Origin of the sequence: Crystallibacter permensis (genome assembly GCF_025960875.1) — a bacterium.
Taxonomy (GTDB): domain Bacteria; phylum Actinomycetota; class Actinomycetes; order Actinomycetales; family Micrococcaceae; genus Crystallibacter; species Crystallibacter permensis.
In genome coordinates, this window is record NZ_JAODLR010000002.1 from 115,338 (window position 1) to 136,851 (window position 21,514).

Annotated in this window: 20 protein-coding genes; 10 read left to right on the forward strand and 10 right to left on the reverse strand. The window is 64.0% G+C overall.

Going from position 1 to position 21,514, the window contains the following annotated elements; translation table 11 throughout:
* Positions 1-225: 225 nt before the first annotated feature.
* The 4 genes from nirB (at position 226) to B0G38_RS02925 (ending at position 6,611) form a co-directional block, all read left to right on the forward strand.
* On the forward strand, positions 226-3,009 hold the full coding sequence (nirB, locus tag B0G38_RS02910) for a nitrite reductase large subunit NirB (RefSeq protein ID WP_264668055.1): 2,784 nt from the start codon (positions 226-228) through the stop codon (positions 3,007-3,009).
* Between the two features lie 36 nt (positions 3,010-3,045).
* Positions 3,046-4,071 (forward strand): uroporphyrinogen-III C-methyltransferase, encoded by a 1,026-nt coding sequence (gene cobA, locus B0G38_RS02915; RefSeq protein ID WP_264668056.1) that lies wholly within the window; start codon positions 3,046-3,048, stop codon positions 4,069-4,071.
* Complete coding sequence (locus B0G38_RS02920) at positions 4,068-5,267, forward strand: uroporphyrinogen-III synthase (protein WP_264668057.1); 1,200 nt, start codon at positions 4,068-4,070, stop codon at positions 5,265-5,267. Before cobA ends, B0G38_RS02920 begins: the two co-directional genes overlap by 4 nt.
* A 363-nt stretch (positions 5,268-5,630) precedes the next feature.
* The gene (locus B0G38_RS02925; protein ID WP_264668058.1) at positions 5,631-6,611 is read left to right on the forward strand and encodes a type IV toxin-antitoxin system AbiEi family antitoxin domain-containing protein; all 981 of its coding nucleotides are present in this window, start codon (positions 5,631-5,633) and stop codon (positions 6,609-6,611) included.
* On the opposite strand, the gene B0G38_RS02930 is transcribed toward B0G38_RS02925, so the two are convergent.
* Positions 6,608-6,970, reverse strand: coding sequence for a hypothetical protein (locus tag B0G38_RS02930; RefSeq protein WP_264668059.1), 363 nt, complete (start codon positions 6,968-6,970; stop codon positions 6,608-6,610). The two genes, B0G38_RS02925 and B0G38_RS02930, sit on opposite strands and share 4 nt — an antisense overlap.
* Positions 6,971-7,090: 120 nt before the next feature.
* Entirely contained in the window at positions 7,091-8,554 is a 1,464-nt protein-coding gene (locus B0G38_RS02935) for an aldehyde dehydrogenase family protein (RefSeq protein WP_264668060.1), read from the reverse strand.
* Between the two features lie 262 nt (positions 8,555-8,816).
* Between B0G38_RS02935 and B0G38_RS02940 the strand changes: the two genes are divergently transcribed.
* The 3 genes from B0G38_RS02940 (at position 8,817) to B0G38_RS02950 (ending at position 10,968) form a co-directional block, all read left to right on the forward strand.
* The gene (locus B0G38_RS02940; protein WP_264668061.1) at positions 8,817-9,602 is read left to right on the forward strand and encodes a VOC family protein; all 786 of its coding nucleotides are present in this window, start codon (positions 8,817-8,819) and stop codon (positions 9,600-9,602) included.
* 150 nt (positions 9,603-9,752) lie between these two features.
* Positions 9,753-10,589, forward strand: coding sequence for a hypothetical protein (locus B0G38_RS02945; RefSeq protein ID WP_264668062.1), 837 nt, complete (start codon positions 9,753-9,755; stop codon positions 10,587-10,589).
* A gap of 133 nt (positions 10,590-10,722) precedes the next feature.
* Positions 10,723-10,968, forward strand: coding sequence for a hypothetical protein (locus B0G38_RS02950; protein WP_264668063.1), 246 nt, complete (start codon positions 10,723-10,725; stop codon positions 10,966-10,968).
* A gap of 66 nt (positions 10,969-11,034) precedes the next feature.
* Here the strand turns inward: B0G38_RS02950 and B0G38_RS02955 are convergent, their stop codons facing one another.
* From B0G38_RS02955 to B0G38_RS02970, 4 genes are all read right to left on the reverse strand, one after another.
* Complete coding sequence (locus B0G38_RS02955) at positions 11,035-11,943, reverse strand: formate/nitrite transporter family protein (protein ID WP_264668064.1); 909 nt, start codon at positions 11,941-11,943, stop codon at positions 11,035-11,037.
* 127 nt (positions 11,944-12,070) lie between these two features.
* Positions 12,071-12,868, reverse strand: coding sequence for a class I SAM-dependent methyltransferase (locus tag B0G38_RS02960; protein ID WP_264668065.1), 798 nt, complete (start codon positions 12,866-12,868; stop codon positions 12,071-12,073).
* A gap of 9 nt (positions 12,869-12,877) precedes the next feature.
* Positions 12,878-14,413, reverse strand: a complete 1,536-nt coding sequence (locus tag B0G38_RS02965) for a putative bifunctional diguanylate cyclase/phosphodiesterase (protein WP_264668066.1) — start codon at positions 14,411-14,413, stop codon at positions 12,878-12,880.
* An 82-nt stretch (positions 14,414-14,495) separates the two neighbouring features.
* Positions 14,496-16,151 (reverse strand): ATP-binding response regulator, encoded by a 1,656-nt coding sequence (locus B0G38_RS02970; protein WP_264668067.1) that lies wholly within the window; start codon positions 16,149-16,151, stop codon positions 14,496-14,498.
* Between the two features lie 166 nt (positions 16,152-16,317).
* Between B0G38_RS02970 and deoC the strand changes: the two genes are divergently transcribed.
* The 3 genes from deoC to nhaA all read left to right on the forward strand — a co-directional run bounded on the left by deoC (position 16,318) and on the right by nhaA (position 18,926).
* A complete protein-coding gene (deoC, locus tag B0G38_RS02975; protein ID WP_264668068.1) occupies positions 16,318-16,989 on the forward strand; it encodes a deoxyribose-phosphate aldolase in 672 nt (223 codons plus the stop codon).
* A gap of 56 nt (positions 16,990-17,045) precedes the next feature.
* Entirely contained in the window at positions 17,046-17,285 is a 240-nt protein-coding gene (locus B0G38_RS02980) for a hypothetical protein (RefSeq protein WP_074698728.1), read from the forward strand.
* Positions 17,286-17,579: 294 nt separating this feature from the next.
* Positions 17,580-18,926 (forward strand): Na+/H+ antiporter NhaA, encoded by a 1,347-nt coding sequence (gene nhaA / locus B0G38_RS02985; protein ID WP_264668069.1) that lies wholly within the window; start codon positions 17,580-17,582, stop codon positions 18,924-18,926.
* A 27-nt stretch (positions 18,927-18,953) separates the two neighbouring features.
* On the opposite strand, the gene B0G38_RS02990 is transcribed toward nhaA, so the two are convergent.
* The 4 genes from B0G38_RS02990 to B0G38_RS03005 form a co-directional block, all read right to left on the reverse strand.
* Positions 18,954-19,430 carry a hypothetical protein gene (locus tag B0G38_RS02990; RefSeq protein WP_264668070.1) on the reverse strand — a complete coding sequence of 159 codons (477 nt, stop codon included), beginning with the start codon at positions 19,428-19,430 and terminating at the stop codon, positions 18,954-18,956.
* Positions 19,427-19,987 (reverse strand): signal peptidase I, encoded by a 561-nt coding sequence (locus B0G38_RS02995; RefSeq protein WP_264668071.1) that lies wholly within the window; start codon positions 19,985-19,987, stop codon positions 19,427-19,429. The genes B0G38_RS02990 and B0G38_RS02995 overlap by 4 nt, the downstream gene beginning before the upstream one ends.
* 10 nt (positions 19,988-19,997) lie before the next feature.
* Positions 19,998-20,573, reverse strand: coding sequence for a hypothetical protein (locus B0G38_RS03000; RefSeq protein WP_264668072.1), 576 nt, complete (start codon positions 20,571-20,573; stop codon positions 19,998-20,000).
* 73 nt (positions 20,574-20,646) lie between these two features.
* Entirely contained in the window at positions 20,647-21,192 is a 546-nt protein-coding gene (locus B0G38_RS03005) for an alternate-type signal peptide domain-containing protein (protein ID WP_264668073.1), read from the reverse strand.
* Positions 21,193-21,514: the final 322 nt, after the last annotated feature.

Here is a 21,514-nt window from a genome sequence, read left to right on the forward strand (position 1 = left end):
GACGACCCGCCGTCGTATGTTTCGGGCAGATTTCGGATTCTTCACGCCCTCCCCGGGAAATGGCCAGGGAAAAGTCAACTGCGGGAAACAGTAGGGAAATTAGGGCGCAACGGCAGGCTCCTAGGCTGGGATCCAACGCTCCGGGACCTGCAGGCCGCAACACTCAAGTTGTCCGCAACCTTCGGGCCGGCGCCAGGAAACCGCACCCTAACCAGAGGTAGGCCCATGAACCAGTCGGAATCCACTGAACCGCGATTCACTGCACCGCGCCGGATTGTGGTCATCGGCGGCGGCCCCGCCGCGCACCGCTTCGTCGAGGCCATGTGCGCCCGGAACGTCGTCGCCGCCGCCGGAACGGCCATCACTGTGCTGACCGAGGAAGTCCACCTGCCATACGACCGAGTGGCGCTGAGCAAGGCGCTGACCGAAACGGACGTGGACCTCACGCTGGGAGACAAGAACCTCTGGGAGAACGACGGCGTCACCTTGGTTACCGGGGCACGTGCGGTGGATCTGGACCTGGCAGCCAAAGAAGTCATCACGACAGGCGGCGGCCGCTACCCGTACGACGAACTGGTGCTGGCCACCGGATCCAACGCCGCCACCCTGCCCATTCCCGGCAGCGAGCATACCAGCGTGTACCGCACGCTGGAGGATGTTTGGGGCATCAACAAACAGGTCGCCGAGCTGACCAAAAATCACGGCCGCACCATCAACGCGGTGACGATCGGCGGCGGGCTGCTGGGGCTTGAGGCGGCGGCCGGGCTGCAGAGCCTCGGGGCCAAGCCCGTGATTATCGACGGCGGCAAGTGGCTGATGGGCACCCAGCTGGACGAGGGTGCGGGCCAGGCCATGGGACGGCTCGTCGCCGAAAAGGGCCTGGAAGTCCATGGCGGCGTTTTCCCCAAGGCCGTCCTGGCCGAGCCCGGCGCGGACGGCGAACCGGTAGTCACCGGCGTCGAAATGGCCGACGGCCGGATCATCCCGGCGGACATGGTAGTGGTATCCATCGGCGTCCGGCCACGCGACGAACTGGCGCGGACCATCAACAACCGGACCAAGGCCGAAGCCGAAGCGGCCGCCAGCCGGGCCGCCGGTAAGCCTGTGGAGCTGGGCGATGAGGACTTCGTCCCCGTCTTCCGGATGGGCGCACGCGGTGGCATCGTGATCGACGAAACCTGCGCCACCGACGTCGAGAATATCTGGGCCGTGGGCGAAGTCGCCAACTTTGGCGGCCTGTGTGTAGGACTGGTGGCGCCGGCGAACTCCATGGCCGAGATCGTCGCGGACCGGCTGTCCGGCGGGCAAGCCACCTTCACCGGCTTCGACACCGCCACCAAGCTCAAGCTCTCCGGCGTGGACGTGGCCAGCTTCGGCGACGCGTTCGCGAAGACGGAGCACGCGCTGGAAATCGTCTACGCGGATCCGGCCCGCGGCGTCTACCAGAAGATCGTCACCACCGACGACGCCAAGACCTTGCTCGGCGGCATCTTCGTTGGCGACGCCGCCCCGTACCAGAGCCTGCGCCCGCTGCTGGGCCGTGAGCTGCCCGCCGAACCCGGGGCGTACCTCTCCGCTGCTGGCGGCGGGGACGCCCCGGACACCGAGCTGCCGGACGACGCGATCTTGTGCTCGTGCAACAACGTGGCGGCCGGCTCCATCCGGGACGCGGTCAACGGCTGCGGCGCCTGCGAGGGCCAGGACCCGGTCCAGGACCTCGGCGGACTGAAGGCCTGCACCCGCGCGGGCACCCAGTGCGGCTCGTGCGTCCCGATGCTCAAGAAGCTGCTCGAAACCGAGCTGACCAAGAACGGCATCACCGTTTCGAAAGCCCTGTGCGAGCATTTCGCTCTCTCCCGCGCGGAGCTCTTCGAGGCGGTGCGCGCCCTGGAGCTGACCAGTGCCGAGGAGATCTTCCTGCGCTTCGGCACCCCGGTGGAGCTGGAGCTTGCGGACGGCACCACGGCCACGCGTGCCCCGCTGGGCTGCGACATCTGCAAGCCCGCCATCGGCTCCATCCTCGCGTCGCAGCTGACCGAATACCCGCTCGACGGCGGCCGCGGCACGCTGCAGGACACCAACGACCGCGCACTGGCCAACATGCAGAAAAACGGCACCTACTCGGTGGTCCCGCGTATCCCCGGAGGCGAAATCACCCCGGAGAAGCTCGGCGTGATCGCCCGCGTGGCGGAGAAGTACGGGCTCTACACCAAGATCACCGGCGCCCTGCGGATTGACATGTTCGGTGCCCGGCTGGAGCAGCTGCCGGAGATCTGGAAGGAACTGGTGGAAGCGGGCTTCGAGTCGGGCCAGGCGTACGGCAAAGCATTGCGCAATGTGAAGAGTTGTGTCGGCTCCACCTGGTGCCGCTTCGGGGTGCAGGACTCGGTGGCGATGGGCACCCGAATGGAGCTGCGCTACCGGGGGCTGCGTGCCCCGCACAAGTTCAAGATGGGTGTTTCCGGCTGCGCCCGGGAGTGCGCGGAGGCCCGAGGTAAGGACGTTGGGGTGATCGCCACCGCGGATGGCTGGAACCTGTATGTAGGCGGAAACGGCGGGGCCAACCCGGCACATGCCCAGCTGCTGGCCAAGGACCTGGACGACGAAACGCTGGTCAAATACATCGACCGCTACCTGATGTACTACATCCGCACGGCGGACCGGTTGCAGCGTACGGCACGCTGGGTCGAAGACCTGGACGGCGGCATCGAACATGTCAAGGACGTCGTCATCAATGACGTCCTCGGGATCGCCGATGACCTCGAGGCAGCAATGGCACGTCACGTTGATAACTACGAGGATGAGTGGGCCGCTACGCTGAAAAACCCGGACCGGCTGCGGCGTTTTCGCTCGTTTGTGAACGCGCCGGACCAGCAGGATAACTCGATCGCCAACGTCAGCGAGCGCGGCATGATCCGCCCCGCAACCGAGGACGAACGTGCCGCTGCAGCCGCCGGCGAGGGCCCGGTGCTGCTCGGCTCCTCGATCCCTGTCCGCACTGCCGAATAACCGAACGCCTACGTCCGCCCCTGAAGGAGAAGCCTTATGTTCACGAATACGGATCTGACCGGCTACACGGTCCTCGTCGCCGGCGCTCCCGAGGCTGCGCGGCGTGCCATCCGCCGCTACCGTGCCGCCGGCGCCACCGTCCGCACCCTGTCCTCCCCCGCTGCGTACAAACCGGAAATGCTCGACGGCGTGGCACTGGTGGTGGCGATTGACGACGGCGACATCCGTTGGTCGGCGTTGCCGGAAACCTGCCGCAGGCTGGGGCTGCTCGTGTCCCGGGAGGAAGCCGCAGCACCGGGCGGCCAGGTCACCCTGGTCGGCGGCGGTCCCGGGGCCGGGGACCTGCTGACGGTGCGGGCACGGCAGGTACTGCAGGAGGCCGACGTCGTCTTCTTTGACCGGCTGGCCCCGCACCGGAACCTGGCCGAGTACGCGCCGGGCGCCGAGCTGATCGACGTCGGCAAGCGCCCCGGGCACCATAAAGTCACGCAGCGCGAGATCGAACGGCTGATGATCCAGTCCGCGCAGGACGGCAACAATGTGGTCCGGCTCAAGGGCGGGGACCCGTATGTCTTCGGCCGCGGCGGCGAGGAAGTCATCAGCTGCGCTAAGGCAGGTGTCCCCGTCACCGTGGTCCCCGGTATCACCAGCGCCATCTCGGTCCCGGCCGCCGCCGGCATCCCCGTGACGCACCGCGAAGTCAGCCACCTGTTCACGGTGGTTTCCGGGCACGCGCCGCTGACCGACGCTGAATACGAACACCTCGCCGGTCTCGGCGGAACCGTGGTGGTGCTGATGGGTGTCGGCACCCTGCCCCAGCTCACAGCTGGACTGCGCCGCGCCGGGATGAAAGCCGACATGCCGATAGCAATCATCGAGCGCGGCTACAGCGATTCGCAACGCACCACCATCTCCACGCTGACCGGTGCCGTCACGGCCGCCGGGGCAGCCGGAGTGAAACCGCCTGCCATCCTGGTCATCGGTGAAGTGGTGCGACTGGCCAATGGCTGCGAAGAGACCGCCGGCAGGCTAGCCGAGCTCGCCGACAAACTGGGAGCATGATGGGCACGCCAGTCGCTGCTCCCGCTCCCGCTCCCGCTCCCGACCGGGACGTTATCCAACCTCCGGACCAGGACCTCCGCAACGTGGCGGAGCTGCCCAACGCGCACGCCCTGGCCGGCTTCCGCGTCGGCGTCACCTCCGACCGCCGGGCCGAAGACCTGATCTCAGCGCTGGAACGCCGCGGCGCCCAGGTCCTGCATGCCCCCGCGTTGCGGATCGCCCCGGTGGCGGAAGACCATCTGCTGATGCAGGACACCGCAGCCATTCTCGGCGCCCGCCCCGACATCACGCTGATCACCACCGCCTACGGCATGCGCCGCTGGTGCGAGGCCGCGGACGCCCACGGTCTCGGCGAGGACCTGATGGACATCCTCGCGGCGTCGCGGATCTTCGTCCGCGGTCCCAAAGCACGCGGCGCAGTGCGGGCGGCTGGACTCGACGACGCCGGCATCAGCCACGACGAACGCACCGCCACAATGGTGGACATGCTGCTGGAAGAGGGGGTGGAAGGGCTGACCGTCGCCATCCAACTGCACGGGTACACGGATGCCGAACAGCTGGCCCGGATGCGCGAGGCCGGCGCCACAATCCTGACTGTCACTCCCTACCGCTGGATCAAACCGGAGGGTGCCGATGGCAAGGTGGGCCGGCTCATCGAGGCGGTCATCACCCGGCAACTGGACGTGGTCACCTTTACCAGTGCGCCCGCGGTCGATGCGCTGTGGAGCACCGCGCATGAGCTGGGCCTCTTCGACGCGCTCGTCACCGCCTTCAAGCACGACGTTGTTGCCGCCGCGGTGGGACCGGTCACCGCCAAGCCGCTGGAGGACGCGGGCGTACGGCCGATCATGCCGGAGCGGTACCGGATGGGCGCGCTCATCCGGCTGGTGGTGGAGCACCTGTCCGGCAACCAGATCCAGCGCTTCAACACGGTCCTCGGGGAGCTTGAGATCCGCGGCCGCTCGGTCATCCTGGATGGCGAACGGGTGGACCTGTCCCCCACGCCCCTGGCGATCTTCCGCGCGCTGGCCGGCGCCGGCGGAGCAGTGCTGCCGCGCGAGGCCTTGCTGGAGTGCCTGCCCGACGCCCCCGGCGAGCACGCGCTCGACATGGCGATCAGCAGGCTCCGCCAGGCGTTGCCAGATCCGTCGCTGGTAGCCACCGTCATCAAGCGCGGCTACCGCCTCAACGTCTAGCTCGAGGTACCTCCCCTGAGCCACTCCGGGGGGCCTCATCACGGCCGCCGTTACGGGTACGGTGCCTCATGCGGTGCACCGAAAATGTGCTGCATACCCGCCTCGCTTGTGCGCGCTGCTGCGAGATCGTCCCTCCCTGCCTGGCAGCCCTCCTGTAAGCCACGATCTCGCGGCCGAGGAACGATCTCGTGCATGCAAGTTCTCATTCAGGAGACCCCGACGGAATTAGCACACGCATCGGACCGGCGGTGCGCGTCACCGGGGGCCTGCATCTGGCCTCCACAGTGGCACAAGCACATCTCGACTTCCACATTCGGTCCCTGCATGCGTAGCCTCGACGCCTGTTCTTCCCAGACTGGAGGAATGGACCGCGACTTGCTCAAGATGAAAGCACTCGATGTCTGGCCTTCTTCTCTTGTGGCCACTACAGCCCAATTGGCGGACCTGGGTCTCAGCACCGCCTTCCTGGCCGCGGCTGTTCGAAATAACGTGCTCGTGCGGATACGCAGAGGCGCCTACATTCCGCTGGACGTCTGGAGGGACAGCCTGCCGGACCAACGGGACTTGTTCCGGATCCAAGCACATTTGCTGGCAGCCCGGCATGGCGGCACCTACAGCCACGTGACAGCTGCCCGGCTCCACGGCCTCCACACCTGGGGCGTCTCCTCGGAGGTGCATGTGACTCTCGACTTTTCCTGGACGAGGTCATCACAGAGCAGGGATACATTGGCCCACACATTGAAGCTAGACCCCGACCAGGTGACCTGGATTGAAGGCCCCGGTGGGAATCTGTTTCCGGTGACCACGCTGGAACGAACAGTAGTTGATTGTGCCCGCACACTGAACCTTCATCAGGCTGCGGTCATCGGTGATCATGCGCTCCACCGCGGAGCATCCCTAACGGGGATGCGCGAGCTTGTGCACGCGCACGCGGGTAAGCGCGGCATCAAAAAAGCGGGCCGAGTCCTCAGCCTCCTGGACGGCCGCTCCGAATCACCAGGCGAAACGCGCACTCGTCTGCTTCTAGGTACCTTCGGCATTCCGATGCCTGAACCTCAGTTCCGGGTTTCAACGAGACACGGTGATCATAGGTTGGACTTCGCGTGGAAGGACATCATGCTGGCTCTTGAATTCGATGGCCGGATCAAGTACTTCGATTATGGGCCGACCGACCAAGTTCTTCTGGAAGAGCGGAAACGCGAAAACGCTTTGACCGAGATTCATTGGAACTTCTGTCGCGTGTATTGGCCGGACTTTTCAGATCCCGAAGGACTGAAAGCCCGGCTCATAAACGCGATGAAGCTTGCTTCGGCCCGCACTGCAGCGCTCCAGCAGGCTCGCTAGCCCCAGCTGGAGACTTTGCCGGTAGTTTCCATGCCCGGACCACTCTGGGAACTCACTGAAATGCCGACCACCGTGGCGGTGATGTCTTCCAACGCCGTCTGCATGAACGCCAGGGAGCGCATGTTCTCGGCCCGCTGTTCCTTCGGCGCGTCCTGGGAAGACTTCAGCCAGGTGTACCGGGTGACCTTGCCGTCGAGTTCCGCCAGCAGGGTTTGGATTTCCTGCAGGAGGCATTCCCCGTGGGCGCCAAGAAATTCGCCAAGCTCCAACGTGCTGTCGGACGGCCTTGTGGCCACCGGCTCGTCGGTGCGCAGCATCGCCACCTCATGCGGCATTTTGTCCCCTTTCCAGGGAGTCATAGTTCACTATCCTCATAGTGACAACAGGCACACTTTACCCTGCCGGACAGGTTGATGGAAGGATTTACCGATCATTCGTTTCACTCGTTATCTAACCGCAAGAAGAACAGACACTTGCCGTTAGAACGGGTACTGCGCGTGGCCGTACTGCTGGATCGTCACCCAGCGCAGCTCGCTGAACGAATCGATCCCGGCCTGCCCGCCGAACTTGCCGTAACCGGAGTTCTGCACGCCGCCGAACGGGGCCATCGGCTCGTCCGCCACCGGCTGGTCATTCACGTGGACAATCCCGGTGCGCAGCCGCTGCGCCACCTTCAGACCCTCGTGGATGTTCTCGGTGATCACGCCCGCGGTCAGTCCGTACTTGGTGTCGTTGGACAGTTCGACCGCATGCTCGGGGCTGTCGGCCTCCAGCACGGTGGTCGCGGAGCCGAAGATCTCGTCGTGGTAGATCTTCATGTCCGGCGTCGTCCCGGTCAGCACGGTCGCGGGAACCAGCGAGTTTTCCAGCTTGTGGCCGCCGGCCACCGCTGTGGCACCCTTGGCCAGCGCGTCGTCGATCAGGCTGTACTGGCGCTGCGCGGACTTCGCGTTGACCGCCGGCCCGATCACGGTGTCCGGGTCGGTCGGGTCACCGGTCGGCAGCCCGGAGACCTTCGCCGCGAACCTTTCGGTGAACTCCGCTGCCAGGCTCTTGTCCACCACCACCCGGTCCACCGACATGCAGATCTGCCCGGCGTTCATAAAGGACCCGAAGGCGGCGGCGTCCACCGCATAGTCCAGATCGGCGTCCTTGAGCACCACGAGGCTGTTCTTCCCGCCGAGCTCCAGAATCGCGGGTTTCAGGTGCTCGGCCGCCTGCACGCCGATCTTCCGGCCCACGGCGGTAGAACCGGTGAAGTTCACGCAGCGGACGCGCTCGTCGGCGATCATGGTGCTAACGACGTCGGCCGCATCCTCGGGCGCATTCGTCACCACATTCAGCACCCCATCCGGGATCCCGGCGTCAAGCAGCGCGTCGGCCAGGAACAGCCCGCAGGACAGCGGCGCGTCCTCGCTCGGCTTCAGCACTACCGTGTTTCCCACGGCCAGCGGAATCGCGACCGCCCGGATGCCCAGGATGAACGGCGCATTCCACGGCGACATGGCACCCACCACGCCGAACGGTTGCCGGACCGCCAGCGAGTACGCGCCGGGCATATCCGTGGCGAGCACATCGCCCTGCGGAGCCGTGGTCGCTGCAGCCGCTTCGCGCAGGATGTTCGCGGCCAGGCCGATGTTGAACAGCGCCCAACTCCGCACCCCGCCCACTTCGCCGGCCATCAGTGAGACGCCGTCTTCGGCGCGTTCCTCGAGGAGGTCGGCCGCCCGCAAGAAGATCTTGCGCCGTGCGCTGGCGGCCATGCCCGCCCATTGGTCGAAGGCACCGGCGGCGGCGTCGACGGCACGGGTCATATCCTCCACACCGGCGGCAGCGACCGTGGCATAGGGCTGGCCCGTGTAGGGGTTGATGTCCTCCGTGGTCTTGCCGGATGCGGCGGCAACATGCTTTCCGCCGATGATCAGGTCACGCTGAATTGCCATGATGTGCCTCCCTGTCCGGCAGGCGCCCGGGCCTGTGCGCCCACGCGCTGCAACACGCACAGCCGCGCCTGCATTGAATAGTAAGGTTACTTTCCTTGCTATCACGCACGACGGCGGAAAGATAGGTGTGCGTCCGCCCCACCTTCTGCGCTTCCCAAGGCAAGCGGCAGACCGCTGTCATCCTTCCGGCACCATCCTGTCCGTGCGCGCGGTTAGACTGGCCGGGAACTGCAACATCAGCCGCCCGATCATAGGAGCAGCCATGAGCACAGTCGAGAAGTTTCCGCAGGGCGCCCCGGCCTGGGTCGACCTGCAGTCGCCGGATCCGGGGGCGTCCAAGACGTTCTACAGCGCCCTGTTCGGCTGGCAGTATACGGACAGCTCGAGTTCGGCCCAAGGCAGCTACGCCACGGCCACGATCGGCGGCGTTCCCGTCGCCGCGATTGCCGGGCAGACCCCGGAAGCGGTGGAAGCGGGTGTGCCGACTGCCTGGAATACCTACTTTGCCGTCGATGACCTTGATGCCACGCTGGAGAAAGTGATTCCGGCCGGTGGGCTCATCGTCATGCCCGCCACGGACGTCCCCGGGTCCGGCCGCATGGCCGCCATCGAGGACGGTGTCGGGACGCCGCTGCTGCTGTGGGAGTCCGGGCAGCACACCGGTGCCGGACTGATCAACGAGCCCGGCACCATTGTCTGGCACGAACTGGCAGCCGACAACTGGGACCACGCCGTTCCGTTCTACCTCGATGTTCTGGGCGGCGAGGCACACGAGGAGCAGGTCGACGGCGGCACGTTCACCATGCTCAAGGCCGCGGGGATGTATGTGGCGGGCTTCAAGGAGCCCGAGACCGAGGACAAGTCTCCGCGCTGGGAGGTCTACTTCGGCACCGAAGACACGGACGCCGCCGCCGTTATTGCGCAGAAGGGCGGCGGCACGGTCCTGCGGGAGCCGGTGGACATTCCGGGCGTGGGGCGGATGGCCATGTTGCAGGATCCGCACGGCGCCATTTTCTGGGTGCTGCAGGAGCCGGCTGTGCAGGGCTGACCCCGGAACACTCAAAATCGGGCCCCCATTATTGGGGCGTTGACCCACGTTTGCGGTGCATCGACGATGGAGACTCATCCATAATCATTCGCGGGCAGTTCCTTCAGCGGGGCAGTAGGGCCTTGTCCGTCACTCGAGAAGGATCTCGATGTGAAACGCTGCACGACTGCCCTGCTTGCCGGTGCCCTCACAGTGGGAGTGATGCTTCCCGCGGCGCCGGCGAACGCCGCCCTGCCTGCTACTTCCGTGATCGCCGTGGGAAGCTCGAACTCGAAGGCGCTGTTCAGCAATGCCGGCGGGTACGTCGCCTCTTATAAACGCTTCTCGCAGCACTATGTCCTGAAGAACATCAAGACCAACCGGACGGGTGTGCTGCAGGAATCGCGCAACGGCAAGTGGATCACGCTGCAGAAGCTGACGTGGAAGAAGCAGGCCGGGAAGGCCAGCTCCACTGCTGTCACCGTGCGGACCACCCACACCGCGGCCACCGTCAAGAAGAAGTACCGCCTGGTGGTCAACGCCAGCGGCAAGGAAGCCCGGTGGGAGTCGAAGCACGTCACGCTGCGGCACGAGAACCCCAGATCATACAAGGGCTACAAGAAGACCGTCTACAACCAGGTCAAGAAATACTGCCCCAACGTGATCATCCTGGAAGAGGACCGGCTGCGCAGCTACACCTACAGCACGTCGCTGCGGATGAATGTAGCCCGCCGGCCCGCGGGGAACCTGCTGAAATATGCCGCCCTGCATGAATGCGCGCACATCCGCGAGTTCAGCCTCTACCCGCCGTCGCAGCAGGGCACACTGCGGGCCAAACTGAACAAGATCTACAAAACCACCGGCACCGGCGGAATAGAACAGGCGGCAGACTGCATGGCTTTCCAGATGGGCGTGAACAGCAAACTCATCTTCGGCACCTACACCAAGAACTGCGCCGGTGCGCGGGGAACAGCGGCGGCCAAGCTCCTGGCCGGCAAAAGGCTCTGACTCCGGGTGCGCCGGGCCGACACCGCGCGGAGCCCCGGGAGCACCCGGCCGCGAACGGCCCGGAGTCAGAGACCACTTTTCCTTCTATGCACACGCCCTTTTGCCGGCGTAACGAATGTGGAACTATGCGCACATGAACGAAAACGAACCGAAATCCTCTGGCCACGGTCCCCGGGAGCATGACCGCAGCTCGTATGCCGGGCCTGCCAAGCCAGGCGGCGCCTTGCCCGTCGACGACCCGCGGGCCGTGGCGAAGCGGCGGCGCGAGGCTGAGGAAAAGCTCGAGCAGCACCGGCGAGAGGCCGAGGAGGAGGCCAGGGAAGCCGAGGACACTGCGGGGCACGGCGGCGAAGACGAGGCTGGGACCGGACGCGGCTGAGTTCCGGGCCAAGGCCAAGGGACATGATCTTGAGCATCGCCGGCCGTCCGCATGCGCACAGCCGCGTCAGCGTTTGGCCGGCTCGCCCTGGGCAGACGCCATTGTTTCCAGTTCTTCCTCCAGTTCGCTCTCCAGCTGCTCCGCCAGCCCGTGCCCCCGCTCCTCTTGCAACTCCAGCAGCGGCCCCGCAGCGGTGGTATTCCAGTGCGCGAGGTAGAGCGCGAACCCGGTCAGCAGCACGCCGCCGACGAAATTGCCCAGCAGCACGGGCGCCTGGTTCCACAGCCACCAGTCCCCCACACCCACGTCGGCGCCAAGCATCATGCCCGCCGGGATCACGAACATGTTCACCACCGCGTGCTCAAATCCCTGGGCGAAGAAGCACGTGATCGGCAGCCACATCGCCAGGATCTTGCCGCCGGTGGAGGTGGAGGTCATAGCCATGACCACCCCGAGCGTGACCATCCAGTTGCACAGGACGGCCTTGATGAACACGAGCGCAAACCCGGCTCCGCCCAGTTCGGCGTACGCCAGCGTTTTGGCCTCCGCGAGGTTGACCAGCGTGGCGACCATCGGATCGGCGTCGGAGGTTCCCATCCGGGTGATCACCGCGACATACGCCGCCGCGTACCCCAGGCACCCGACCAGGTGTCCAAGGATGACGACGGCGTAATTGCGCAGCATATCCGCCATCGTGGCCTGCCTTCGGTAAACGGCCAGCGGGACGACCGCGAAAGCGCCGGTTACCAGCTCCAGGCCGAGAATCACGATGATCACAAAGCCGAGTGGGAAGACGATCGCGCCGACAATTCCGGTGGTCTGGCCGGTCGCCGCCAGGGCCAGCGTGGTCGCGCAGGCCAGGATCGCCCCGCCGAGAACGCCGCGCATCAGCAACTGCAGATTGCCTGCTTCGGCCTTGGCCTTGCCCGCCGCGACGGCTGCCTCGACTACCTGTTCCGGTTTGACGTAGGACATGTTTCCTCCGGTTGCTCGTTGATGTGAAGCAACGCTACGGAGACGGTGTCCCGGCGGGATTGCACCTTGATGTCCGCTCTGTAAATTGAGCCTCACCCGCATCAGCGACGGCAGTGACGTCCAGGGCTCAGTTTGTCTGCAGGACGGCGAAGTAGCCGGGAATCTGCTCCGTCACCGAGTCCTGTTTCATCGGCACCGCTTCGATGATCGCCGGTCCGTCAGCTAGCAGCTGCCACTCCGAGGATGGAAAGACCTCGGACAGTTCCGGCTGGCCGAAGTGTCCGGGCATGGGCAGCCCCTCGATGGCCCGCCGCAGCGGATGTGGAATGCCGCGGCGGGTGGCTCCAAGGTGGCCCACGTACTGGAACCGGTTCCCCTGAAAATTGGTTTCGGCGAGGAACACGCTGCCCTGCTCCCCCACCAGAGTGTGCAGGTTCGCCGCCAGCCGTGCCTGTTCCTCCGGCTTAAGCACATGCAGCACGCCGCGGAGGAACACGTTGGCGGAGCCGCCAAGCCGCTCGCGCAGCAGGTCCCCGGCGCCGTCGGCCACCACGTCCATCGCCGCGAACTCCACATCGCGCAGGCCTTCCGCTTCGGCCTCGGCCTGGGCACGGCGGACGGCGCTGGCGGAAACGTCGACGCCCAGCACCTGCGGGAACAGGGTGGCCAGCCACCGTGTGAAGGTGCCGTTGCCGCAGCCCACGTCGACCACCGGCAATGCCGGATCAAAGTGCTCCTTGATCGGCACGAGGTAGCTTAGGCGTTCGGACTCGGCGGCGGCGTCCCACAGGACCTCGCCGTCTTTGCCGGTGCGGGTGATGCCGGCCCAGTAGTTTTCCCACGCATGGTGCGGATTTTTGGGTACGCGGGAAGCCAGGCGGGCGAGCTTGGGGAGCAGCAGAACCGAATCCCAGATTTTTGGCATGAAGTTACCTTACGCAGACGGCAGCGGTGAATTGAGTAAAGCCACGGTTTCCTCCGCCGGGACAGGCCTGCCGAAGTAATAGCCCTGGCCGAAGCGGCAGCCCAGCCGGCGCAGCTGGGCAACCTGCTCCGCCGTCTCGATGCCCTCGACAATGGCCTGCAGCCCGGCCGACGCGATCAGTTGCAGGACGGCCGCCACGAAGGTCTGCTGACCGGCGTCGTTGTCCATCCCCTCGATCAGGGACTGGTCCACTTTCACCGTGTCGGCGGGCAGCGTGCGCAGGTAGCTGATGGAGGAATAGCCCGTGCCGAAGTCGTCGATCTGCAGCCCGACGCCCAGTCCGCGTATTTTTCCCAGCACCTGCGCCTCTTCGGTTTCCCGGGTCATGAGCACGGTCTCGGTGATTTCGAAAACCAGCCGCCCCGGGTCGATGCCATGCCGCTCCAGCGACCTTGCGATGTCCTCCAGCAGGTCGTTCCGCATCAGCTCGGCTGCCGAAAGGTTCAGGTGGAGCTTGAGCTGCGAAGGCAAGGGTACGACGTCGTTCCAAGACTTAAGCTGTTGCAGCGCCTCCTGCAGGACCCACCTGCCCAGATCCACGATGAGTCCGGTTTCCTCGGCCACCGGGATAAAACTCTCCGGCATGATCATGCCGCGGGTCGGATGCACCCAGCGGACCAGCGCCTCGATGCCAATGATCCTGCCGGTCGCCAGCTCCACCACGGGCTGGTAGTACAGCAGCAGTTCACCGTTCTCAATGGCGTTGCGCAGCTCGGCGGCTGTGCGCGAGCGCTGCTGCGTGGCATGGAGCATGGACGGGTGGAAAACCTGGACGTTGTTCCGGCCGCGCGATTTGGCCTCGTACATGGCGACGTCGGCATCGCGGAGCAGGGACGCGGCCGAAGTCCCCTCGGCGCCGATGCTCACCCCGATGCTGGCCATCGCCCAGACGTTCACTGTGCCCACGGTGATGCTGCTTTGCAGTGCCCGCAGCGCGCGGTCCGCAATCGCTTCGACATCCTGCTCGGTGGCCTCCGGAATCAGGATGGCAAACTCGTCCCCGCCCAGCCGGGCCACTGTATCCGTGTCCCGGACGGCCGAGCACAGCCGGCGGCCCACCTCCACCAGGACTTCGTCCCCGGCACTGTGGCCGAGGCTGTCATTGATCGGCTTGAACGAATCCAGGTCCAGCATCAGCACGGCCGGCGCACGTTTCCCGCCGTCGGCCGCGGCAAGCGCTTCCCGGGTCCGGTCACGCAGGGCCGAGCGGTTGGCCAGCCCGGTGAGCGCATCCGTCATCGCCATCCGCTGCAGCTTGGACTGCGCCTCGATCAGCGCCGCGGTACGCTCCTCGACGCGCTGTTCAAGGTCCGAGTAGATGAAGTGGAGCTCTTCGGCCAGCAGGTTGACGCCGGTGATGACGGCGTCGATATCATCCCGTTTCTCGGAAGGCTGGATCCTGGCGCTGAGATCGCCCGCGGCCAGCTTGACGACACCCTCGACCAGCTGTTGCAGCCGCGGGTCCTCAACGGGTGCGGAGTCCATGGTTCCCCTTCGAAATAGCAACGTACGCCACCAGTTTATGTGAAACCTTTACCTTCAGCTGCTACCTCAACCGGTTGCTCTTTCAGCGGCGCGCTGGCAGCTGGACGGAGACCGTGGTCCCTTCATGCAGCCGGGACGAAATATGCAGTTCCCCGCCGTGCTGGTGCACCAGGTCCTGCACGATGGACAGGCCGAGTCCCGTGCCCTGGATGGCGGCGGCGGTGGCATTGGACGCACGGAAGAACCGGCCGTACAGCTTGGGCACCTCGTCGGCCGGGATGCCGATACCGGTGTCACGCACCCTGACGCAGGCCCGCGGGATCCCGGCGTCGCTCACGCTGCTGCTGATGTCGACGGCGACCCTGCCGCCGGCGGGCGTGAACTTCACCGCATTCGAGATGATGTTTACGAACACCTGCTCCAGCTGTTCCTGGTCCGCGTCCACTTGGACGTCCGAAGCCGGCTCCCGAAGGCTCAGGTCAATCCGGCCGGCCGCTGCCGCAGGCGCCAGCGTGCTGAGGACGGACTGCAATAAGACGGAGAGCCTGACCGGCCGGATGGACTGCTGGATGTTTCCGGCGTCGCTCCTGGAGAGCGTGAGCACATCCTCAACGAGGCCGTTCAGCCGGTGGGCATTGCGGTCCACAATCTTGAGCATTCTGGCTGTTTCGTGCGGAAGTTCGCCCACGCCGTCGTCCATGATCATGTCCAGGTAGCCGATGATCGAACTCAGCGGGGTGCGCAGTTCGTGGTTGACCGTGGCGACGAATTCGCTCTTGGCCTGGTCCAGTTCGCGCACCCGGTTCAGCACCTGCCGCTGGGCGGTGATGAGCTGGCCCTGCACCAGGCCGTGGGCGAGGTTGCCGGCGACATGCTGGATCAGCGACAGCTCGATCGGCGCCCATTCGCGGGCGGTGGCTATCCCGGCGAGCCAGAGCAGCCCGAATGCTTTACCGCCGTGGCCGAGCGGGACCACTACGGAGGTCTTGAGCCCGTCTTTGCCGGCCGCTTTGTTCAAGGATTCCAAATCGGGCAGCTCCGCGCCGTCGTGGTCCGGCACGGCCAGGACCCTCTCGTCCTCCCACAGCATCGCTGCCAGCCGCTCGGCCTCCTCCGTGGGCAGGGCGGGTGCGGAGGCACTGATGCCGTCGCTGTCCCAGCCCATTTCCAGCGTCGGAACGCGTTCGTCGCCGAAGGTACGGATCCAGCTGCGGTCAGCTCCGAAAGTCTCGCTCAGACCGGCGATCACCTGTTCGGCCATGAACTGCGGGTCGTTTGATGAACGGATTGCCGCCGAAATCGCCCGGGTGCGCTGGCGCAACTGCGCGGTAGACTCGCGCCGGCGCTGCTGCTGCTTGGTCCGCCGCAGCAAGGTGCGGATCCGCAGGACCAGTTCCTGTTCCGGCGCAGGTCCGATCAGGAAATCGGCGACGTCCAGGGCCGCAATTTCCTCTGCGGACATGCCCTCGCTGGCCAGCAGGATGACCGGCAGGTGCCCACCGGTTCCTTCGGCGGTTTCGGCTGACAGTCCGGCCAGCACGTCGGCTCCGTTTGCATCCGGACCCACGGCAACGACGGCGACATCCGGTGCCGCGCCTGCCGCCCCCGCTGCGTCAGCCACCGAGATGCCCGCGGCACGCAGCGCCGCCGGGATGCCCGCCAGCGCGTGGGAACATCCCGCAACCAGGGCCAAAGGTGCAGGCTCGCCGTCGGCCGGTGAGTCCGCGGTAGGTGTCATCCCAATATCTCACCACGTGTTCGGCGCTGGAACCTACCGGCACGCCCGTTTGCGCCTGCCGAAGGACCCCTTCGCCGCCACCGCGGGCGACTCGCCGTGACCCATGCGAGGGCAGTGCTTCTATGCAAAGATGGGAGCTCCAGAACAAGCCGTCGAAAGGGTGACTATGTCCGGGATTGCCTCCTACATTGACCACACGCTGCTCAAGCCGGACGCTTCCCGCGAAGACATCCTTGCAGTGTGCAAGGAGGCCGTGGAGCACAAGTTCGCCTCGGTCTGCACCAACCCGCTCTGGACTGCCCTGGTGCACAGCACGCTCAAGGGTTCCGGTGTAAAGACCTGCTCCGTCGTCGGCTTTCCGTTTGGAGCCACTCCCACCGATGTGAAGGTCTACGAGTCCCGCGGTGCCAACCTGGACGGCGCGGACGAAATCGACATGGTGATCAACATCGCCGCGGCCCGCGCCAATGACCGCAACTCGCTCTACACGGACATCGCCGCCGTCGCCGATGCCGTACACGCCGGCGGCGCGGCCCTGAAGGTCATTCTGGAAACACATTTCCTCACGGACGAACAGAAGACCCTGGTCTGCGAGGTCGCGGCCGAGGCGGGCGCGGATTTCGTGAAAACTTCCACCGGTTTCAGCGGCGGCGGGGCAACCGTTGAAGACATTGCCCTGATGCGCAAGGCGGTCGGTCCGGAGCTCGGAGTCAAGGCTTCCGGGGGCATCCGCTCACTCGAGGACGCCCGCGCGATGCTCGAAGCCGGTGCCACGAGAATTGGAGCGAGCTCATCAGTGGCTATTGTTAACGGTGAGCAAGCTACTTCCGCATACTAATCCGCTCAATTTTGGGCACTTCTTTTAGCACGGCATCAACGAGGAGAATCAGTTCCATGGCAACCCCCAAGCAGCGTTCCCATTCCGGCGAAGGCCATCTGGTCAGCAACATCATCACCTTCGTCATCATGATGGTTCTCTTCTGCGCCAGCCTGGTCGCCTTTGGCCTGGAGCCCCAGATCGGCGCCATTCCGGCTTTCGGCATCGGGCTGCTGCTCTTTGCCCTCGCATTCTTCATCCCCAAGGAAATCCTTGGGCGCTCGGACTCGCACGAAGAACTCAACACTTCCCGCTAAGTCCAGGCTTCACAGCCCCACACACCTGGGCGCACAGCCTTTGGTTGTAGGAGAACTCCGGTGCTCGGCTCTGGCCGAAAACCCGGTGGCACCTACAGCTAGGCTGTGCGCTCAGCTCGTTAAGGCAAGCCAATTTGCCCCGCAGCTTGCCATCCGTCGCGGTCGTTCGCAGTGTCCGGCTGACGCAGTAACAGATGACGCACCTCACGCCCTGGGATGTAAACTGGCTCACGGTGTGACGGGAAGTCTGGTCGTCGAGTACGTCCGTGATGTCAAAAATCGTCTGGAGAACCAGTGACTAACCCCGCCCCCGGAAACGGCAAGAAGACCATTCTTAGCCGCGGCAGCTATCCGGAATACGTCCGGCTCAGCGATCTGATGCGCAAGGAAACCGTCGGCGGCATCATGCTGCTGATTGCCGCGGTGGCAGCCTTGATCTGGGCCAATTCCCCCGCCGCGGACAGCTACTTCGCCATCCGCGACTTCAAGATCGGCTACGAGCCCTGGCACCTGGACCTGAGCATCGGGAAATGGGCTTCCGACGGTCTGCTGGCGATCTTCTTCTTCCTCACCGGCCTTGAGCTCAAACGGGAATTCGTCGCAGGCGACTTGCGCTCCCCCAGCCGAGCAATCGTGCCTATCGCCGCGGCTTTCGGTGGCGTGGCAGTTCCGGCCCTCATCTATGTGATCGTCAACCTTGCAGCCGGCCCCGAGGCGCTGCGTGGCTGGGCCATTCCCACCGCTACGGACATCGCCTTCGCCGTCGCTGTACTCGCCGTCATCAGTTCGCACCTGCCCAGCGCACTGCGCATCTTCATCCTCACCCTGGCTGTGGTGGATGACCTCATTGCCATCGCCATCATCGCGTTCTTCTACACCGAAGAAGTCCATGTCCCGTTCCTGCTCCTGATGTTTGTCCCGCTGGCGCTGTTCGCATTCCTGACGCAGAAGTACGCAAAGTTCTTCGCCAAGAACCACATCGCTGCGTGGGTCATCCTCCTCCCGCTGGGCATCATCACCTGGGGCCTGATGCACTCCTCCGGTGTGCACGCCACAGTGGCCGGCGTTCTGCTGGGCTTCATGGTGCCGGTACTTCGCAGCAAGAAGGACGGCGGCCCGGATGCTGGCCCAGGCTTGGCCGAGCAGCTGGAGCACCGCTTCCGCCCGCTCTCAACGGGTTTCGCCGTTCCCGTGTTTGCATTCTTCTCCGCTGGCGTCGCGTTGGGCGGCTGGGATGGGTTCGGTGCCTCCCTCACGGATACCGTTGCCCTGGGCATCATCCTCGGCTTGTTTGTCGGCAAGCCGATCGGCATCATGCTGACCACCTGGACCCTGACCAAACTCAGCAAGGCCAATCTGGACCCGACCTTGAAGTGGATCGACGTTTTCGGGATCGCGATTCTCGCTGGCGTGGGATTCACCGTATCGCTGCTAGTCAACGACCTTAGTTTCGCCCTCGGGTCCGAGCATCACGACCACGCGAAGGTGGCGGTGCTGACCGGATCCCTGGTTTCCGCGTTGGCCGCCACCGTCATCCTCCGTGCCCGCAACCGCCACTACCGCAAGGTCGAGGAAATCGAGACGGCGGACACGGATCAGGACGGCATCCCCGATGTGTTTGAGGGCGAGGGCCGCAGCTAGATCCCAACTGAGTTGGCTGGCAAGCTCCTACGCGCATGTTCCGGTTCCTCCGGATTGAGTCAGGTTGAAGACGAAAATTTCCTCTCCGGCAGATCCACCTGTCACGCGAACCCTCCAGCCGCTCTTCAAGTCGAGATCCGACTGTGTTAGCTGCAGTGTCATCAGACCAGTTCCCGAATCTATCGGCACAAAATCGAAGGGCTTCTGCTGACCAGGTGGTGCATGCCCCTCGCCGTTCATCCAGACGGCTTCAAGGACGTACTCAATTCCCGGAACTTGTGCCCATTGAATCGTGAACGTCGTTCCGTCCGTGGAGACCGTACAAGTTGGTGACCAACTTTCGGCCACAATCTCGATGCCTACCGTCGCTGACTGGGACCACTTTGCGACGGCCGACGTTCCGCCAAGACCCATGAGGACAACCAGGCAGAACATGACAGCGGCGCCTATAAGGCCCGGCATCCGGCGAAGGCGATAAAGCAATGGCCCGCCCTGAGCGCTCAAGATGCTTTCTTCTTTCGGCGGGAGTCTCGGGTACCGCGAGCAATACTGTACATTCCATAAGCGATTAGCCCTACAGCCAGCCATTTGACCAGGCCGTTACGATTACCGCTTTCCATCCAGTTGGATACCCACCCCACGTACGGAACGGCGTATAGGAGTTTTCCTCTGACCTGAACTTCCTGGACTGGAACTTCATCCTCGACAGAGTTATTGTCTCCCTTCGTGATGAGAGTCCGATCGCCTTCCTGATTTACCCCGACGGACACGATTCGGTGTGTGATGACTTCTGGTTTCCCGGAGTCCAGCTGATAGGTGATGACGTCGCCGAGGCTCAGGGAACCGAAGTCGGCTGGCTTCACGATCATCAGTGTGCCCGGTGGACACTTCGGAGCCATCGAATTCGTCAGGACGGTATACGGCTGTGAGCCCGTAGCTGCGGGGATGACGATCAGAATCCCGGCCGCAAACAAGGCCAGACAGAGCGCCACAATGCCTATGGCCTTGCCCAGGAAGTGCTTTCTTTGGTGTGGCTTCGCCTCAACATAGGTGACTGTCATGATGTTCCGTTCAGAGCTGATTCACAATAATGGGGACGTCGACGCGAGCCGAACCGCCACTTGGCGCGTCCCCGGTCATGAGGATCTGAAAACAAAAAACAGCTGAGCTGTTCTTGCTAATGTTGGCAGTGGCAGAGCCCGAGGACGCTGTGCCGGCAAAGTCTTCCGCTGAGCAGTTCGTTTTTTCAACCAGCACGGCCTGCATGTTGACTGACAAGAGCCCCGAGAGGCCGGGTGCAACATTGGTAATGCTCACTTCGCCGGTGCTGGCCCGGACCGCGAAATCCGAGCCAGCATTTGTGACGTTAGAGATCCTGACCCCTGCATACGCAGGTTTCCCTGGAGAAGGACTGCCGGTTGGTTTCAAAGACACCAGCGCTGAAGTCCCGGTGCTGTCTGTCATATCAATCGGAACGCCAGTGCTCAGATCAGTCAGGCTCACACGGAAATCCGCTGTCGGGATGGTGCCGGCCCCCACCGGCACCATCTTGTTCCACAGTGCATAAGTCCCCTGGACCGCCAACAAGCCAAGCACGACGGCGGCAGCGAGGAGAGCGCTGGCCTTCAGCAACGACTTAGTCCCCATGTTGATGTCCCTTTACACAAATACACGGTGATTCGACGCAGATTCTAAGTTTCCCGAGTAACCCGCGAACGGCTTACAGTTCGAGTTGCTCCAGCCTGTACTGCACGGTACCGAAATTGTAGGTGGCGTCCATGCTTTCATTTCCCATGTCTCCCGGAAGCTCACCGGTGTCGCCACGGAATGTAAAAGTCGTTGTCGCGGTGACGGAGGATTCAGGAGCAGTGAGCGGATTGGCGACGGCTGATCCCCCGATTGCATCTTTCAGGACGACCTCCGAAATCTCGAAGGTATCGGCGTCAAAATTCGTCGCGTCGTCCTGTGGCTTTTCAACAGTGAGTCGAGCCCTCAGATCACCGACAAGACCCACCTTGAGGTTTTGAGAGTAGGTGAGTACATCTCCTGGAACTATGGGATGGGAACTGATCTGGGCGGCTGATAAGAAAGTGTCCCCGTTGATCGTCCACTCACCCACGCTGGCTTCCAGAGTCATGTTTCCAGACTTAATGGAACCGGCGTCGGAAGGCTCGTTGATGTTCCACATCGCTAGGGTTCCGCCGCCTCCGAGAAGCAGCGCTACTCCCACCCCGGTCGCGATCGAGCCCTTTGTCATCTTGTTCATGTTTAGCCCCAACACTCGTTTTATTGCTGACTTAAGTCACCTTGCTAGGGCTGGCTCAAGAATCGCTTTTGGGAACACGAAAGAAAACAGGAAGATTTCCTCAAGATTTGGACGAAGTTTGCACTTCAAGCAATCTTGAGCCGATCTTGAGTCTTTCTTGCCGTGCATCCTGAGTATGGCAAGGCACGATGAATCCCGTAACGAACTACAGGATCAGGGAACAAGTGCGGGCGGTCAATTGACTGGCAGAAGGGCGGTAGCGATATGCCGAAAGTTGCGCCGCTAGTCTCTCTGGAGACGCTGCGTCAGCTGGCGGCTGAGC